Genomic DNA, 15,406 nt, shown 5'->3' on the forward strand with positions numbered 1-15,406 from the left:
TGGTGATGATGGCGGAAGGGAACCACGCGTACCCATACCGAACACGACCGTTAAGCCTTCCAGCGTCGATGGTACTTGGACCGCAGGGTCCTGGGAGAGTAGAACGTCGCCAAGCAAAATAAAGAGCCTCTTTGGATCATAATCCGAAGAGGCTCTTTTCCTATGACGATAAATAAACTTATTTGTAAGGGTGACGTTTAGCGGCAAGCAAGAATGAGGAGATCCTTTGAATCCACTTCTTTTTGTAAGCAAATAGATGTGGTGATAGTGGTTTTAGATCGGTTTGAAGGGCATCTTCGTTTTCTTTACGAGCAGTCTCCCAAAGTTGCATGGCTTGTTTTCTGTACTTAGTTTCATGAATCATAACTGACACCTCCGTCATTTTCTCAACTGAAAACGCTTTCGGTAGTATTCATTATATGACAAAAAGATATACATGCAAAAGATAATAATTTGAAAATTCAAAATCATTTGGATTTTCTGCTTTTTTTTATTCAATCACTTCTGGTTTATTTAAAGACATAATTTAAAGGCAAGAATACATAATAAGCATAAGAACCAATATGGAGCTTGTACTTAGTTATCCAATTAGGAATAAAGCCAATCTTGCTGCTAATCCGGTGATCCTGCAGAGGGTGTTGCATTATGGTAAAAATCTGATATAATGTTTTTAAAGTCAAAGAAAGTCAAAGTCAATCCGAAGATTTTCAACGACTTCTCAAACTACATTTAATGAGACGGCTTTACATCTGCCTTTGGAGGTCGAACGGATGCGAAATGTTTCAGAAATGATCGAACAGTATCTGAAGCAGATTTTGCAGCAGAGCCCGGGCGGCGTGATTGAGATCCAGCGTAATGATCTTGCCGATCAGTTCAACTGTGTTCCATCACAAATCAACTATGTCATCAGTACCCGTTTTACTTTGGAAAAAGGATATATAGTCGAAAGTAAGCGAGGCGGCGGCGGGTACATTCGAATTCAGAAGATTGAGCTGCATTCTTATGGGACCGTGCTTGATCATATTTTTCGAACGATCAGCTCGCATATGGATCAAACCGCTTCGGAAGGACTGCTGTACCAGCTTGAGGAGGGCGGCTTCATTACCGCAAGGGAAGCGGCCATAATGAAGGCAGCGATGGCAAGAGAAGTACTCACCTTGAAACTGCCGCTTCGTGATGAGATACGAGCGAAGCTTCTCAGAGCCATGCTGATCTCCTTGCTTAACAAATAAGGAGGGAACCGGATGTTATGTCAAGAATGTGGTAAGAAACAGGCAACGCTGCATTTTACTAAAATCTTGAATGGCGAGAAAACAGAGTTTCACATCTGTGAGTCCTGTGCCCGAGAAAAGGGAGAGCTGATACCGGGTACCCCTAACGGCTTTTCCATTCACAACCTGTTAAGCGGCCTGCTTGACTTTGAACCCTCGGCGCACGGAGCCCTGGCCAATAAAGTTCAACCAAGCCGCTGCGAGCACTGCGGGCTCACTTATAGTCAATTCAGTAAAGTAGGAAGATTCGGTTGCAGCGAATGCTATAAACATTTCGGTGAGAAGCTGGACCCGCTTTTCAAAAGAGTTCACGGTAATATAATCCATACCGGAAAGGTTCCTAAGCGATCCGGCGGGTTAATAAAATATAAGCGCGAAATCGATCAGTTAAAAAAGGAATTGCTGGTATCCATCGATAATGAAGAATTTGAACAAGCTGCCAAGCTTAGGGATCAGATTCGAGAGTTGGAAAAGAAAGTAGCCGAAGGCTGAGTTAGAGACAGGTTGCTGGAGGGAAATGCTTATGACAGAGGCGAGCCGTTTTACAAAGCATGCGCTGAGCGATTGGATGAAGGCGGAAGGTCCTGATTCGGATATCGTAATGAGCAGTAGAATCCGCATTGCCCGAAATTTACGGACCTATCCTTTTCCGATGTTGGCGACCAACCAACAGTCAAAAGAGGTTTTGGATCAAGCATCTCAGGTGCTTCATACTGATGTATTGGATACCGTCAGCAAATTCACGCTGCTGCCGCTCTCAGAAATGAATGAATTGGAAAAACGGGTGCTGGTTGAGAAGCATTTGATCAGTCCGGCCCTGGCCAACGAATCCCGAAACGGAGCGGTCCTTTTAAGTGATAATGAAGCGATCAGCATTATGGTGAATGAAGAAGATCATTTGCGCATACAATGCTTATTCCCGGGCTTTCAAATCAAAGAAGCGTGGGATTTGGCCAGCGACATTGACGATAAGTTTGAAGTGCAGCTGGACTACGCCTTTGACGAAAAGAGAGGATATATGACAAGCTGTCCGACTAATGTCGGCACAGGAATTCGCGCATCCGTAATGATTCATCTTCCGGCACTGGTGCTTACGCAGCAGATCAATCGAATTTTGTCAGCCATTACACAGGTGGGCTTGGCAGTTCGGGGGCTGTATGGCGAAGGCAGCGAAGCGCTGGGCAACCTGTTCCAAATATCCAACCAAATCACGCTTGGCCAATCGGAAGAGGAAATCATCGATAATCTTTACAGCGTAGTCAGACAGATCATTGAGCATGAACGGGCGGCCAGACAGAAGCTGGTGTATGAAACCAAGGCCAAGATTATCGACCGAGTGAGCCGTTCGTATGGAATTCTTTCCTACGCGGCGATTATGGACTCCAAGGAAGCGGCGCAGAGGTTGTCGGATGTGCGGTTGGGCATCGATTTGGGGTTTATCAAAAATGTATCGCCACATGTACTCAATGAGCTTCTTGTGATGACTCAACCTGGTTTTTTACAGCAATCAGCAGGAGAAAAGCTTACGCCTGAAGAAAGAGACATTAGAAGGGCGCAGCTGATTCGGGACAAAATATCACAAACGGATTGAAGCCCGGCCAGGTTAGTGTTAATGTAGAAACCAATATACTCTTACTAATTTTTGGAGGTGTTACACATGATGTTTGGCAGATTTACGGAACGTGCGCAGAAAGTGCTGTCTTTGGCCCAGGAAGAAGCCGTTCGTTTGGGTCATAATAATATTGGAACAGAGCATATCCTGCTCGGATTGATTCGCGAAGGGGAAGGCATTGCCGCCAAGGCTTTGATCGCATTGGGGCTTGGTTTGGAGAAGATTCAAGACGAAGTGGAATCACTTATCGGCAGAGGGCAAGAGCAGCCGACAAATATTGCTTATACTCCTCGAGCTAAGAAGGTCATTGAGCTGTCCATGGATGAAGCGCGAAAGCTCGGACATACGTACGTCGGAACAGAGCATATTCTGCTCGGTTTGATTCGCGAAGGCGAGGGCGTTGCGGCGCGTGTGCTGGGTAATTTGGGCGTAAGCTTGAATAAGGCCCGTCAACAAGTGCTTCAACTGCTTGGCAGCAGCGAGGTGGTCTCGCCGAACCATGGTAGCCCCGCTAATGTAAATACTCCGACCCTGGATGGTCTGGCGCGTGATTTGACCGCCTATGCCAAAGAAGGCAACCTCGATCCGGTCATCGGCCGAAGCAAAGAAATCGAGCGCGTCATCCAGGTGCTCAGCCGCAGAACAAAGAACAATCCGGTTCTGATTGGTGAGCCGGGGGTTGGTAAAACGGCCATTGCTGAAGGGCTGGCCCAGAAAATTGTAGCCAACGAGATTCCGGAAACGCTGCGCGACAAGCGGGTAATGACGCTGGATATGGGTTCTGTCGTGGCCGGCACCAAATACCGCGGTGAATTTGAAGACCGTTTGAAAAAGATCATGGACGAAATTCGTCAAGCCGGCAACATCATACTGTTCATTGACGAGCTGCATACGCTCATCGGTGCAGGGGGAGCGGAAGGCGCAATTGATGCTTCGAATATTTTGAAGCCGGCGCTGGCCCGCGGCGAGCTGCAGTGTATCGGAGCGACGACGCTTGATGAATACCGCAAATATATTGAGAAGGATGCAGCGTTGGAAAGACGCTTCCAGCCGATTACAGTCGATCAGCCTTCGCCGGAGGAAGCTATTCAAATTTTGCACGGACTGCGTGACCGCTATGAAGCGCACCACCGTGTGAAAATTACGGATGAGGCGATTGAGCAGGCGGTGAAGCTGTCCGACCGCTACATCACAGACCGCTTCCTTCCCGACAAAGCTATTGACTTGATCGATGAGGCGAGCTCCAAAGTAAGGCTTCGTTCTTACACGGTACCGCCGGATCTGAAAAAGCTGGAAAGCCGTTTGGAGGATATCCGTAAGGAAAAGGATGCCGCCGTACAGAGCCAAGAGTTCGAGAAAGCCGCTTCGCTTCGCGATACGGAGCAGAAGATGCGTGAAGAGCTCGATACGACCAAGAACGAGTGGAAAGAAAAGCAAGGTCGCACCGACTCCGAGGTAACGCCGGAGGATATCGCTCAAGTGGTAGCGAGCTGGACCGGTATTCCGGTTGTCAAGCTGGCTGAGGAAGAAACCGAGCGGCTGCTCAAAATGGAATCCATTCTGCATGATCGCGTGATCGGACAGGATGAAGCGGTGAAAGCTGTAAGCCGCGCGATCCGTCGTGCAAGAGCGGGGCTGAAGGATCCGAAGCGTCCGATGGGGTCATTCATTTTCCTCGGACCGACAGGGGTCGGTAAAACCGAGTTGGCCCGTGCTCTGGCGGAATCGCTTTTCGGTGACGAAAACGCGGTGATCCGCATTGACATGTCCGAGTACATGGAGAAGCACTCCACCTCCCGTCTGGTCGGAGCGCCTCCGGGCTATGTCGGATACGAAGAAGGCGGACAGCTGACCGAAAAAGTACGCCGCAAGCCGTACTCCGTCGTTCTTCTGGACGAAATTGAAAAAGCGCACCCGGAAGTATTCAATATTCTGCTTCAAGTGCTTGAAGACGGCCGTTTAACAGACTCCAAGGGCCGTACCGTGGACTTCCGTAATACGCTGATTATCATGACATCTAACGTTGGGGCGGATTTGATCAAGAAAAACTCGACGTTGGGCTTTACCGCAGTACAAGATGCGGGCAGAGATTACGGCAACATGAAGGACAAAGTGATGGGCGAGCTGAAGAAGAGCTTCCGTCCGGAGTTCTTGAACCGGATCGACGAAATTATCGTATTCCACTCGCTGGACGAAAAGCATATCGGCGAAATCGTATCGTTGATGGCCGAAGAACTGCGTAAGCGTCTGAAGGAGCAGGAAGTGGATTTCGTATTGACCGATGCAGCCAAAGCGTTCCTGGCTAAGGAAGGCTACGATCCGGCATTCGGCGCAAGGCCTCTTCGCAGAGCGATTCAAAAGCATATTGAAGATCGTTTGTCCGAAGAATTGCTTCGCGGCAACATCTCCAAAGGAGATACACTCACGATTGATGAGAGGGAAGGCGAGTTGATTGTGGAACGCAATCAAGGCGTCGCCTCACAAGCATAATTTAAATAAATCCGGCTGCCTTTTTCCGGCTGGCCGGATTTTTCTTTGTAAGGATTTGGGTGGGAGGGTTTTCAAGGGTGTTGCATCATGGTAAACTTTGATAAGAAGCACTGAGAAACAAGGTTGGGCTTGAAGTTGGATTAGGAGGCGCAATGGCCAAAACGAAAACAAAGTTTTTTTGTCAGCAATGCGGCTATGAAACGCCGAAATGGTTGGGTAAATGCCCGGGCTGCGGGGCTTGGAATACATTTGTGGAAGAAGTGGAAACCTCCGTTAAGAGCAGGGGGGGTCATGCCTCTTTTTCAAATAAGAAAGAAAAAGCGGTTTCCATCATAAATATAGAAAGCAGCCAGGAAGAGCGTATTGTTACGGACAATCGGGAGCTGAACCGTGTGTTGGGCGGAGGTGTAGTCCCGGGATCGCTAATCCTGGTAGGCGGAGATCCCGGCATCGGCAAGTCCACGCTTCTGCTGCAAGCCTCTTATGCCTTGACGCAGCAGGATCTCAAGGTGCTGTATATTTCCGGTGAAGAATCGGTCAGGCAGACCAAGCTGCGAGCCGACAGGCTGCAGGCGGTCTCTCCTCAACTCTTTGTACTGAGTGAAACGAACGTGGAGTATATCGAAGCGGCTATTGATGAGATGGAGCCGGACTTTGTCGTCATTGACTCCATTCAGACGGTGTTTCATCCCTCAGTAGCTTCGGCACCAGGCAGCGTATCGCAGGTTAGAGAATGCACCGCGCATTTTATGCGTATTGCTAAAGGGAGAGGCATTGCTACCGTGCTGGTAGGCCATGTTACTAAGGAAGGGGCCATCGCCGGACCGCGTCTTCTTGAGCATATGGTCGATTGCGTGCTTTATTTCGAAGGAGAGCGCCATCATTCTTACCGGCTGCTGCGCGCCGTCAAGAACCGGTTCGGTTCGACGAATGAGATAGGTATTTTTGAGATGCGGGAGAGCGGGCTGGTCGAGGTGAGCAATCCGTCGGAGCTGTTCTTGTCGGAACGGCCGATGGGGGTATCCGGCTCAACCGTGGTGGCGAGCATGGAGGGCACCCGACCGGTTTTGGTCGAGCTGCAGGCGCTTGTATCAACCACGAATTTTCCTTCTCCCCGGCGGATGGCCACCGGATATGATCACAACCGGCTTTCGCTGATTATCGCTGTTCTGGAGAAACGGATGGGGCTGTTCCTGCAAAATCAGGATGCTTACCTCAACGTCGCAGGAGGTGTCAAGCTGGACGAACCGGCGGTAGACCTGGCTGTGGCGGTGAGCATCGCCTCAAGCTTCCGCGATCAGCCTACACAGCCGTTTGACGTGGTCTTCGGCGAGGTGGGCCTGACCGGTGAGGTCCGCGGCGTATCCCGTGTGGATCAGCGGGTGCGCGAGGCCCAGAAGCTGGGCTTCAAGCGGGTCATTCTCCCGCACAAGAGCCTGAAGGGGTGGACGCCGCCCGCAGGAATTGAAATCATCGGCGTAAATACCGTAGCCGAAGCACTTTCAGCAGCTTTAGTTTAACCGTCAGGAGGGACACCTTTGAGCAAGGAAGAAGCGAAACGCGACGTGATGAGCCAGCTGCTGCAGTTGGTAGCGCCGGGAACCCCTTTTCGGGAAGGCCTGGAAAATGTACTGCGTGCCAAAACAGGCGGCCTGATCGTCGTAGGATATAGTCCGGAAGTGATGGAAATTGTAGACGGAGGATTTTCCATTAACTGCGACTTTTCCCCAAACTATTTATATGAACTAGCCAAAATGGACGGCGCCATCATTCTCAGCGAGGATGTCAAGCGCATTCTTTATGCCAATACACAGCTGATACCGGATTCCTCGATCCCATCCATTGAAACGGGTATCCGTCACCGGACGGCAGAGCGTGTCGCGAAGCAAACCTCCAAGCTGGTAGTGTCTATATCACAGCGGCGAAACGTCATTACGCTATATCAAGGCAATTTGCGTTATGCGCTTAAAGACATTGGCGTAATACTTACCAAGGCGAATCAGGCGATTCAAACGCTAGAAAAATACAAGTCCGTACTTGATCAGGATTTGACGAATCTTGGCGCTTCGGAATTCGAAGAGCTTGTCACGCTTCATGATGTAACGGGAGTCATTCAGCGCGTTGAGATGGTGCTGCGCATTAAAGCGGAAATAAACCGCTACATCAACGAGCTGGGCAACGAAGGCCGCCTGATCAGTATGCAGCTGCATGAATTGGTCGGCAATACGGAATATGAATCCTATTTACTGGTCAAAGATTATGTCAGAGATCCTAGCGATGAGAAAGTCAAAGAAGTGATGAACTCACTCAAACGGCTGGCGACAGATGAAATGCTCGACCATTCACACATTGCCCGAGTGCTTGGATTTCCGCATGCGACCAACAGCGCCGAGGAAACGGTATCTCCCCGCGGCTACCGGGTATTGAATAAAATCCCGCGGCTGCCGTCGGTGATCATTCATAATCTGGTCGAGCGCTTCGAGCAGCTTCCTCATCTGATGATGGCCACGATCGAAGAGTTGGATGAAGTGGACGGCATCGGAGAAGTGAGGGCCCGGACGATAAAAGAAGGTCTGAAACGAATTCAGGATCAGGTCCTCATTGACAGACATATCTAACTTGCATACAATCATAAGGTAACTTAGTATATTGAATTTAGGTTAGGCTGATTTTGAATAGGGTACAGTATAACCAGAGGTGGATTAAACATGATAACGAAATCCCTCCCCAATTTGTTTACCGTAGGGAACTTGTTTCTCGGCATCATTTCGATCATTATGGTTTTCAACAATAAACCCGAGCTGGCGGCCATTATGGTGCTTGTTGCCATGCTGCTTGACGGTCTGGACGGACGGGTGGCCCGCGCGCTCAATGCGCAAAGTGAATTCGGTAAGGAACTCGACTCGCTGTCCGATGTCATCTCGTTCGGGGTGGCTCCGGCGTTTATTATGTACGTCATGGCTTTTACCGAGATGAACGCGGCAGGGGCGTGGATTGTCACAGCCATTTTCCCGATTTGCGGAGCCCTGCGGTTGGCTCGATTCAATGTTATTGCCGGTACGCCAGGCTACTTTATCGGTCTGCCGATCCCGGCAGCCGGCGGTGTTCTTTGTACGCTCGCTTTGTTTCATAACGAGCTGAGCACCATGGTCCTTGTCTTGTCTACGCTTCTTCTGTCCTATCTGATGGTAAGTACGGTGAAATATCCGAACTTCAAGAAGGTAGGCATTCCGAGAGCGGCGATATGGGTAACGCCGATTGTGGTGATCATTGCTGTTGTGATAGCCGTCCAATTCCCGGGCACGCTGTCCAAAATGATTTTTGTACCGCTGCTCTTGTATGCGTTGTATGGCCTAAAAAAAAACGTTGACCGTTTATTCGTCTTTCTCCGCCTGAAGAAAAAGAAAACGAATACGATGGATGAACCGGAATCGAAAACGACGACAATTTAACAATAGCGATGCCGTGAAAATGAAAAGCATTTGTTTTCCTTAAGGGAAATGAATGCTTTTTTTGTTTTTTTTATGAGGCACGATTAGGCAGGGAAGTTTTGGTTCATAATTGTAACGTAAAGGGCCATGTGCCAGATTTTGATGGAGGTGAAGTCTATGATGAAAAAATGGTTCCAGCTTCTATTCGCAGTTATCGGCGGTACGCTTGGGTTACAATGGAGTGATACGATAGGTAAACCATTATTTGAAGTCATAGGTACAGTAACGGGTATAAATGAAATGAAAGGGCAGGAAGGTTGGATGTTTGGACTGGGCGCACTCCTTTTTTACTCGATGAGCTCCTGGGCGCTGAACTTCCTGCTTAAAGCGATGGTTCAAGGAGAAGAGCGTGCAGCCAGTATGCCGGTAGCGGATATGCTTGCCGGCGCGGCGGGAATGGTGATGGGACTGTTGATCTCCTCTGCTCTGCTGAACCCATTGGAACGGGCGGGTCTGTTCAATCCTCTGCTTCATATGCTGTGTATTGCGATTCTATCGTATGCGGGTTACCGGATAGGGCTGTTGAAAAAGGAAGAGCTGTTAGCTGGGCTCGATAAGCGGCGGTCGGATCGTAAACGCGGCGCTCCAGGTGAAGCCAAAGGCTTTGAGGAGCATAAAATTCTGGATACGAGCGTCATCATCGATGGAAGAATTGCAGATATTTGCAAGACGGGTTTTATTGAAGGCACACTGGTCATTCCGGAATTCGTGCTGGAAGAGTTGCAGCATATTGCCGACTCGTCCGACCTGTTGAAGAGAAATCGCGGACGCCGGGGACTCGACATTTTGAACAAAATTCAGAAGGAGCTCGACGTGAAGGTGCTGATCTACGAAGGGGATTTCGACGAGATTTCCGAGGTGGACAGCAAATTGGTCAAGCTGGCGAAGGTACTGCAAGGCAAAGTCATCACGAACGATTTCAACCTGAATAAAGTATGCGAGCTTCAGGGCGTTTCGGTTTTGAACATTAACGATTTGGCCAATGCGGTGAAGCCGGTCGTGCTGCCGGGAGAAGAAATCCTCGTGCAGGTGATCAAGGACGGCAAAGAACACGGTCAAGGCGTAGCTTATTTAGATGACGGCACGATGATTGTGGTGGAAGGCGGACGTGACTTTATCGGTACGACGCTGGATGTTCTGGTTACGAGTGTGCTGCAGACCTCAGCGGGACGGATGATTTTTGCTAAGCCCAAGCTATTGGAAAAAGCGCTCTAAAGCGGTATGATAGTATAGATGCGCTAATCGGGAGCCGTTTGCGGCCGGAAGCGGCAGCTTTCGCGCAAGTCAGGCCTCGAAGCCGATATGTTGTGGCAGGTGGACAAGTTGACGATCAGACTTGGAGTAGTCGTTGTGGCCGCGGGCAAGGGATCGCGGATGGGCACAAAAGAAAGTAAGCAGTATTTGCTTCTTGATAATAGACCGATTCTCGTACATACGCTGGAGCTGTTTGAACGCTTCGATGCGGTGAGCAGCATCGCGCTCGTTACCGGAGCGGACGATGTGCAGCGCTGCGAGCAATATGTCAGGGAATACGGACTGGGCAAAGTGAACCATATTTTACAGGGTGGAAAAGAACGGCAGGATTCCGTTTATCAAGGCTTGCTGGCTTTGGACGGGGCTGTCGATTGGGTCATGGTGCATGACGGCGTAAGGCCGTTCGCGGCAGTAGAGCACCTCACCGCCTGTCTGCATCAAGCGATGAAGACGGAGGCGGCGGTGCTGGCCGTGCCCGTGAAGGACACGATCAAAGTCGTGGACGGCGAAGGCGTGATCCAATCCACTCCTGATCGGAGCAGCTTGTGGGCGATTCAAACCCCGCAGGCTTTTCGTTATTCCTTGCTGCTTCAGGCGCATGAACGCGCCCGGCAGCAGGAGTTTACGGGCACGGACGATGCCATGCTTGTGGAGCGGATGGGGTTCCGCGTGTCGGTGGTGGAAGCGGACTATTACAATATTAAAATCACGACTCCCGAGGATCTGCCTTGGGCGGAGTGGATTATACGCAATGTCAGGGGAGAGAAGAAACGATGATTCGAGTAGGGCAAGGGTTCGATGTACACCAATTAGTAGAGGGGCGCAAGTGCATCATCGGCGGAGTGGACATTCCATATGAGAAGGGACTGTTGGGGCATTCAGATGCGGACGTACTGCTGCACGCGCTGAGCGATGCCATTTTGGGAGCGCTCGGGCTGGGCGATATCGGCAAGCATTATCCGGATACGGATGCCGCTTTTAAAGATGCGGACAGCTACAAGCTGCTGGTGGACGTATGGAGGATGGCCAAAGAAGCGGGATACCGGTTGGGGAATGCGGATTGCACCATCATTGCGCAAAAACCAAAGATGGCACCTTATATTCCGGCAATGGTAGAGCGCATCGCTCAGGCGCTGGAGGCGGACACGAGTCAAGTGAATGTGAAAGCAACGACGACCGAGCAGCTGGGCTTTACGGGACGAGGAGAAGGCATAGCGGCCCAGGCGGTTGTTTGTCTTGTCCAAGGTGTGCTATCATAACACATATTATTTTGACGGATGATCGGCCTGCAGGGCTCGTTCAAGCTTGGAGGAAGGACTGCAGACCAGGGGAGGAGAACAAAGTATGGCACAGTTTCGTGTAAGGTATGCGCCGAGCCCGACGGGGCATTTACATATCGGGGGAGCGCGTACGGCGTTGTTTAACTATTTGATCGCCCGTAAGGAAGGCGGACAGTTCATAATCCGTTTTGAAGATACGGACCAGACCCGGCACGTGGAAACGGGCGTTGACAGCCAGTTGAACGGATTGAAGTGGCTGGGTGTCGACTGGGATGAAAGTGTGGACGTAGGCGGACCGTACGGTCCGTACCGCCAAACCGAGCGGTTGGGTCTGTACCGGCCGTTCATTAACCGGCTGCTGCAGGAAGGAAGCGCCTATCACTGTTACTGCTCTGAAGCAGAGCTGGAGGAGGAGCGGGCTAAGCAGGAGGCTGCCGGCCAGATGCCGATGTATTCGGGCAAGTGCCGCCATCTGACGCCGGAGCAGGCGGAGGCCTACAAGGCGGAAGGACGCAAGCCGTCGATCCGCTTCCGCGTTCCGGCAGACCGGACAATCGCGTTTGAGGACCGGATTCGCGAGCGCGTCGAATTCGATACGAACGGGATCGGTGATTTCATCATCGTCCGCCCGGACGGCATCCCGACGTATAACTTTGCGGTCATTCTGGATGACCACCTGATGGGCATCACCCTCGTTATCCGCGGAGAGGAGCATCTGACCAATACGCCGCGGCAGATCATGATGTATGAAGCTCTCGGACTGCCGGTGCCGGAATTCGCGCATTTGGCGCTGATTCTGAATCAGGACCGCAAAAAAATGAGCAAACGGGACGAATCGATCATTCAGTTCATCGAACAGTACAGAGATCTGGGTTATTTGCCGGAAGCGGTAATGAATTTCATCGCGCTGCTGGGCTGGTCTCCGAAGGGAGAAGAAGAAATCTTCACCCGGGAAGAGCTGATTGCAGGCTTTGATCTCGACCGGCTGTCCAAGAGTCCTGCGGTATTCGATATGGACAAGCTCAATTGGATGAACAACGTCTATATTAAAAAGGCGGATACGGAGCGAATGGTTGCTCTCGCTCTGCCTCACCTGCAAAAAGCGGGCAGACTGCCCCAGGAGCTGACTGATGAGCAGCGCCAGTGGGCGCATTCCCTGATCGGGCTCTATCAGGAGCAGCTGCGGTTTGCCGCTGAAATTGTAGACTTGTCAGAGCTGTTCTTCCGTGAGGACGTCAGCTACGATGAAGAAGCCGAAGCGATGCTCGCTGAAGAGCATGCGCCCGTTGTATTGAGCAGCTTCTTAACGCAAGTGGAGCAGGCGGAGGAGTTTCAAGTAGATGCGATGAAGGCGATGCTCAAAGCCGTACAAACCGAAACCGGCTATAAAGGGAAGCAGCTCTTTATGACGGTGCGCGTGGCCTTAACGGGTCAAATGCATGGGCCTGACCTGAATATGACCCTATACTTGCTGGGCAAAGAAACGGTGATTCAACGGATCAAGAAGTTATTGTAAACCCTCGGGTTTTTCGATATACTAAAAAGATCATCATGCTGCTTTATCATATACCCTAGTGGCGACGAACGGGAAAGTACGGAAAAATGCGGGATTCACAGAGAGGACAATCGGCGTGGAAGCACGCTGGCTGCGAGTTGTCCATTCCTCTTTATCCGGAAGTGCACCCGGGAGCCGTAAAGACGATCTGCCTGCGAGCGCTCCGGCTGCAGCGGCAGGGTAGCCTTTACCGTGACGTTCACGATACGAACGATACAAGATGGATAAGCTTCCTGGCCGATGACGGCTGTAGGGAAGGGGTTATAGTTATCCAAGCAGAGTGGAACCGCGATATTTGAACGCCTCTGCAGCCGATTCGGCTGCGGAGGCGTTTTTTGCGCATCGTTCTTACACTTGCTTGGTTACCAGGAAAGGAAAGCGGTGAAACAAGATGTTGAAACGGATGAAAGAAGACATCAATACGATCTTCGAGAACGACCCTGCGGCAAGGGGGTGGTTCGAAGTTGTCTTTACTTATGCCGGTTTGCATGCACTTTGGGCACACCGGGTCGCCCATTGGTTTTATAAGCAGCGCTGGTACACTTTGGCGCGGGTCATTTCTCAAGTCAGCCGGTTTATGACGGGCATTGAGATCCATCCGGGTGCGGTGATCGGCCGGAGATTCTTTATCGATCACGGGATGGGTGTCGTCATTGGAGAAACCTGCGAAATCGGCGACGACGTACTGCTGTATCACGGTGTAACGCTGGGGGGTACGGGCAAAGAACGAGGGAAGCGCCATCCGACCCTCGGCAATAATGTGGTCATTTCAGCCGGCGCTAAAGTGCTGGGTTCCTTCACTGTGGGAGACAACTCCCGGATCGGTTCGAATGCGGTTGTATTGAGCGAGGTGCCCCCGAACAGTACAGTGGTGGGGATTCCGGGACGCATCGTCAAGAGGGACGGCGTTCGTGTGGGACGGTTAGAGCATGATAAGCTTCCTGATCCGGTCGTCGATATGTTCAAACAGCTGCAGCAGCAGATTGACGATCTGAAGGCGGCGCAGAACAGAGAACCAGTGAAAACAAAGATCGGAGGAAACGATTGAGGATGCCGCTTAAAATCTATAACACGATGACCCGAGCGAAAGAAGACTTCATACCGCTTGAATCGGGTAAAGTAAAAATGTATGTGTGCGGTCCGACCGTGTATGATTATATTCATATCGGCAATGCCAGACCGGTGATATTTTTCGATGTGGTTCGCCGTTATTTGGAGTCGGTCGGCTATGAGGTGACCTTCATCGTGAATTTTACCGATGTAGATGACAAGCTGATCAAAAAGGCCGCGGAGATGGGCAACACGGTTCCGGAGGTGGCGGACCTGTTTGTGCAAAAATACCGTGAGGACACGGCGGCCCTGGGTGTTCGCGAGGCGACGGTGCATCCCCGTGTGACGGAGAATATGACGGAAATCATTGCGTTTATTTCGGGACTGGCAGACAAAGATTATGCCTATGAGGACGGAGGCGACGTTTATTTCCGGACGTCGAAATTCTCCGAGTACGGCAAGCTTTCCCGCCAAAACCTGGAGGAGCTGCAGTACGGCATTCGGGTGGACGTGGACGAACGCAAGGAAAATCCTCAAGACTTCGTGCTTTGGAAGGCGGCGAAGCCGGGTGAAATCAGCTGGTCGAGCCCTTGGGGGGAAGGTCGCCCGGGATGGCATATCGAATGCTCGGCAATGGTTCGCAAATATTTGGGAGATACGATCGATATTCATGGCGGAGGCCAGGACCTGACTTTTCCGCATCATGAATGTGAAATCGCCCAGTCCGAGGGATTAACCGGCCGCCGGATGGCCAATGTTTGGATGCATAACGGTTTTGTGAATATCAATAATGAAAAGATGTCCAAATCGCTTGGAAACGGCATTCAAGTGCATCAGCTGCTTAAGGAAATGCCGGGCCAGGTAATCCGTTATTTTATGCTCTCCGGCCATTACCGCAATCCATTGAATTTCAGTGTGGATGCGGTGGAGCAGGCCAAAGGAAGCTTAGCCCGTTTGGACAACTGTATTGCTGCGCTGAAGCATAGGCTGCAATCGGCTGAAGCGGGAGATGCAGACGCTTCGGTGGTTGAAGCGATCCGTTCGGCAAAGGAGCAGTTTGAAGCGAAGATGAATGACGATTTCAACACTCCGGATGCGATTACGGCGGTGTTCGAGCTTGTCAGCGCAGCGAATACTTATTTAAATTCGGAACGGGTAACGTCCGGTTCCCTGGAGCTGTTCGTGCAGCAGTTTACAGCAATGGACGACGTATTGGGCCTCTTGGCTTCTGATGCGGAGGAATTGCTGGATGAAGAGGTGGAGCAGCTTATTGCCGAAAGGACCGAAGCGCGAAAAGCGAAAAATTGGGCCCGTGCCGATGAAATCCGGGATCTGCTGACCGAACGCGGCATTCTGCTGGAAGATACGCCTCAAGGCATACGCTGGCGGCGGAAGTAGGGCGA

15 protein-coding genes and 1 rRNA gene are annotated in these 15,406 nt (G+C 51.0%); 14 read left to right on the plus strand and 2 right to left on the minus strand.

The annotated features are described in order from the left end of the window. Positions 1–115, plus strand: a 5S ribosomal RNA gene (gene rrf, locus ACZYR9_RS20570); the annotation flags it as partial. A gap of 63 nt (positions 116–178) precedes the next feature. Here rrf and ACZYR9_RS20575 read toward each other — a convergent pair. Further along, positions 179–364, minus strand: coding sequence for a hypothetical protein (locus tag ACZYR9_RS20575; protein WP_488980337.1), 186 nt, complete (start codon positions 362–364; stop codon positions 179–181). A gap of 406 nt (positions 365–770) precedes the next feature. Between ACZYR9_RS20575 and ACZYR9_RS20580 the strand changes: the two genes are divergently transcribed. The 11 genes from ACZYR9_RS20580 to gltX all read left to right on the plus strand — a co-directional run bounded on the left by ACZYR9_RS20580 (position 771) and on the right by gltX (position 12,914). Further along, the gene (locus ACZYR9_RS20580; protein ID WP_488980338.1) at positions 771–1,232 is read left to right on the plus strand and encodes a CtsR family transcriptional regulator; all 462 of its coding nucleotides are present in this window, start codon (positions 771–773) and stop codon (positions 1,230–1,232) included. Positions 1,233–1,244: 12 nt separating this feature from the next. Beyond that, entirely contained in the window at positions 1,245–1,763 is a 519-nt protein-coding gene (gene mcsA / locus ACZYR9_RS20585; protein ID WP_488980339.1) for a protein-arginine kinase activator protein McsA, read from the plus strand. 31 nt (positions 1,764–1,794) lie between these two features. Then, positions 1,795–2,862 carry a protein-arginine kinase McsB gene (mcsB, locus tag ACZYR9_RS20590; RefSeq protein ID WP_488980340.1) on the plus strand — a complete coding sequence of 356 codons (1,068 nt, stop codon included), beginning with the start codon at positions 1,795–1,797 and terminating at the stop codon, positions 2,860–2,862. Between the two features lie 66 nt (positions 2,863–2,928). Then, positions 2,929–5,373, plus strand: coding sequence for an ATP-dependent protease ATP-binding subunit ClpC (clpC, locus tag ACZYR9_RS20595; protein WP_488980341.1), 2,445 nt, complete (start codon positions 2,929–2,931; stop codon positions 5,371–5,373). A 152-nt stretch (positions 5,374–5,525) separates the two neighbouring features. Then, positions 5,526–6,893: a DNA repair protein RadA gene (gene radA / locus ACZYR9_RS20600; protein ID WP_488980342.1), complete on the plus strand. Its 1,368-nt coding sequence runs from the start codon at positions 5,526–5,528 to the stop codon at positions 6,891–6,893. Between the two features lie 18 nt (positions 6,894–6,911). Then, positions 6,912–7,991 (plus strand): DNA integrity scanning diadenylate cyclase DisA, encoded by a 1,080-nt coding sequence (gene disA, locus ACZYR9_RS20605; protein WP_488980343.1) that lies wholly within the window; start codon positions 6,912–6,914, stop codon positions 7,989–7,991. A gap of 90 nt (positions 7,992–8,081) precedes the next feature. After that, the gene (gene pssA, locus ACZYR9_RS20610) at positions 8,082–8,825 is read left to right on the plus strand and encodes a CDP-diacylglycerol--serine O-phosphatidyltransferase (RefSeq protein ID WP_488980344.1); all 744 of its coding nucleotides are present in this window, start codon (positions 8,082–8,084) and stop codon (positions 8,823–8,825) included. 156 nt (positions 8,826–8,981) lie between these two features. Next, positions 8,982–10,079: a PIN/TRAM domain-containing protein gene (locus ACZYR9_RS20615; protein ID WP_488980345.1), complete on the plus strand. Its 1,098-nt coding sequence runs from the start codon at positions 8,982–8,984 to the stop codon at positions 10,077–10,079. Between the two features lie 108 nt (positions 10,080–10,187). Continuing rightward, positions 10,188–10,895, plus strand: a complete 708-nt coding sequence (gene ispD / locus ACZYR9_RS20620; RefSeq protein ID WP_488980346.1) for a 2-C-methyl-D-erythritol 4-phosphate cytidylyltransferase — start codon at positions 10,188–10,190, stop codon at positions 10,893–10,895. Next, positions 10,892–11,377, plus strand: coding sequence for a 2-C-methyl-D-erythritol 2,4-cyclodiphosphate synthase (gene ispF / locus ACZYR9_RS20625; protein ID WP_488980347.1), 486 nt, complete (start codon positions 10,892–10,894; stop codon positions 11,375–11,377). Before ispD ends, ispF begins: the two co-directional genes overlap by 4 nt. Before the next feature lie 85 nt (positions 11,378–11,462). Next, a complete protein-coding gene (gltX, locus tag ACZYR9_RS20630) occupies positions 11,463–12,914 on the plus strand; it encodes a glutamate--tRNA ligase (protein WP_488980348.1) in 1,452 nt (483 codons plus the stop codon). A 33-nt stretch (positions 12,915–12,947) separates the two neighbouring features. Here the strand turns inward: gltX and ACZYR9_RS20635 are convergent, their stop codons facing one another. Continuing rightward, positions 12,948–13,172 carry a hypothetical protein gene (locus ACZYR9_RS20635; protein ID WP_488980349.1) on the minus strand — a complete coding sequence of 75 codons (225 nt, stop codon included), beginning with the start codon at positions 13,170–13,172 and terminating at the stop codon, positions 12,948–12,950. Between the two features lie 172 nt (positions 13,173–13,344). Between ACZYR9_RS20635 and cysE the strand changes: the two genes are divergently transcribed. Beyond that, positions 13,345–14,001 carry a serine O-acetyltransferase gene (gene cysE / locus ACZYR9_RS20640; protein ID WP_488980350.1) on the plus strand — a complete coding sequence of 219 codons (657 nt, stop codon included), beginning with the start codon at positions 13,345–13,347 and terminating at the stop codon, positions 13,999–14,001. Between the two features lie 2 nt (positions 14,002–14,003). After that, on the plus strand, positions 14,004–15,401 hold the full coding sequence (cysS, locus tag ACZYR9_RS20645; protein ID WP_488980351.1) for a cysteine--tRNA ligase: 1,398 nt from the start codon (positions 14,004–14,006) through the stop codon (positions 15,399–15,401). The last annotated feature ends 5 nt before the right edge of the window (positions 15,402–15,406 follow it).

The sequence above is a fragment of the Paenibacillus sp. F024 genome (genome assembly GCF_057814255.1).

Coding starts and splice junctions, on each gene's coding strand:
- ACZYR9_RS20575 (WP_488980337.1), bottom strand. CDS start 364: ATGATTCATGAAACTAAGTACAGAAAACAAGCCATGCAACTTTGGGAG.
- ACZYR9_RS20580 (WP_488980338.1), top strand. CDS start 771: ATGCGAAATGTTTCAGAAATGATCGAACAGTATCTGAAGCAGATTTTG.
- mcsA (WP_488980339.1), top strand. CDS start 1,245: ATGTTATGTCAAGAATGTGGTAAGAAACAGGCAACGCTGCATTTTACT.
- mcsB (WP_488980340.1), top strand. CDS start 1,795: ATGACAGAGGCGAGCCGTTTTACAAAGCATGCGCTGAGCGATTGGATG.
- clpC (WP_488980341.1), top strand. CDS start 2,929: ATGATGTTTGGCAGATTTACGGAACGTGCGCAGAAAGTGCTGTCTTTG.
- radA (WP_488980342.1), top strand. CDS start 5,526: ATGGCCAAAACGAAAACAAAGTTTTTTTGTCAGCAATGCGGCTATGAA.
- pssA (WP_488980344.1), top strand. CDS start 8,082: ATGATAACGAAATCCCTCCCCAATTTGTTTACCGTAGGGAACTTGTTT.
- ACZYR9_RS20615 (WP_488980345.1), top strand. CDS start 8,982: ATGATGAAAAAATGGTTCCAGCTTCTATTCGCAGTTATCGGCGGTACG.
- ispF (WP_488980347.1), top strand. CDS start 10,892: ATGATTCGAGTAGGGCAAGGGTTCGATGTACACCAATTAGTAGAGGGG.
- gltX (WP_488980348.1), top strand. CDS start 11,463: ATGGCACAGTTTCGTGTAAGGTATGCGCCGAGCCCGACGGGGCATTTA.
- cysE (WP_488980350.1), top strand. CDS start 13,345: ATGTTGAAACGGATGAAAGAAGACATCAATACGATCTTCGAGAACGAC.
- cysS (WP_488980351.1), top strand. CDS start 14,004: ATGCCGCTTAAAATCTATAACACGATGACCCGAGCGAAAGAAGACTTC.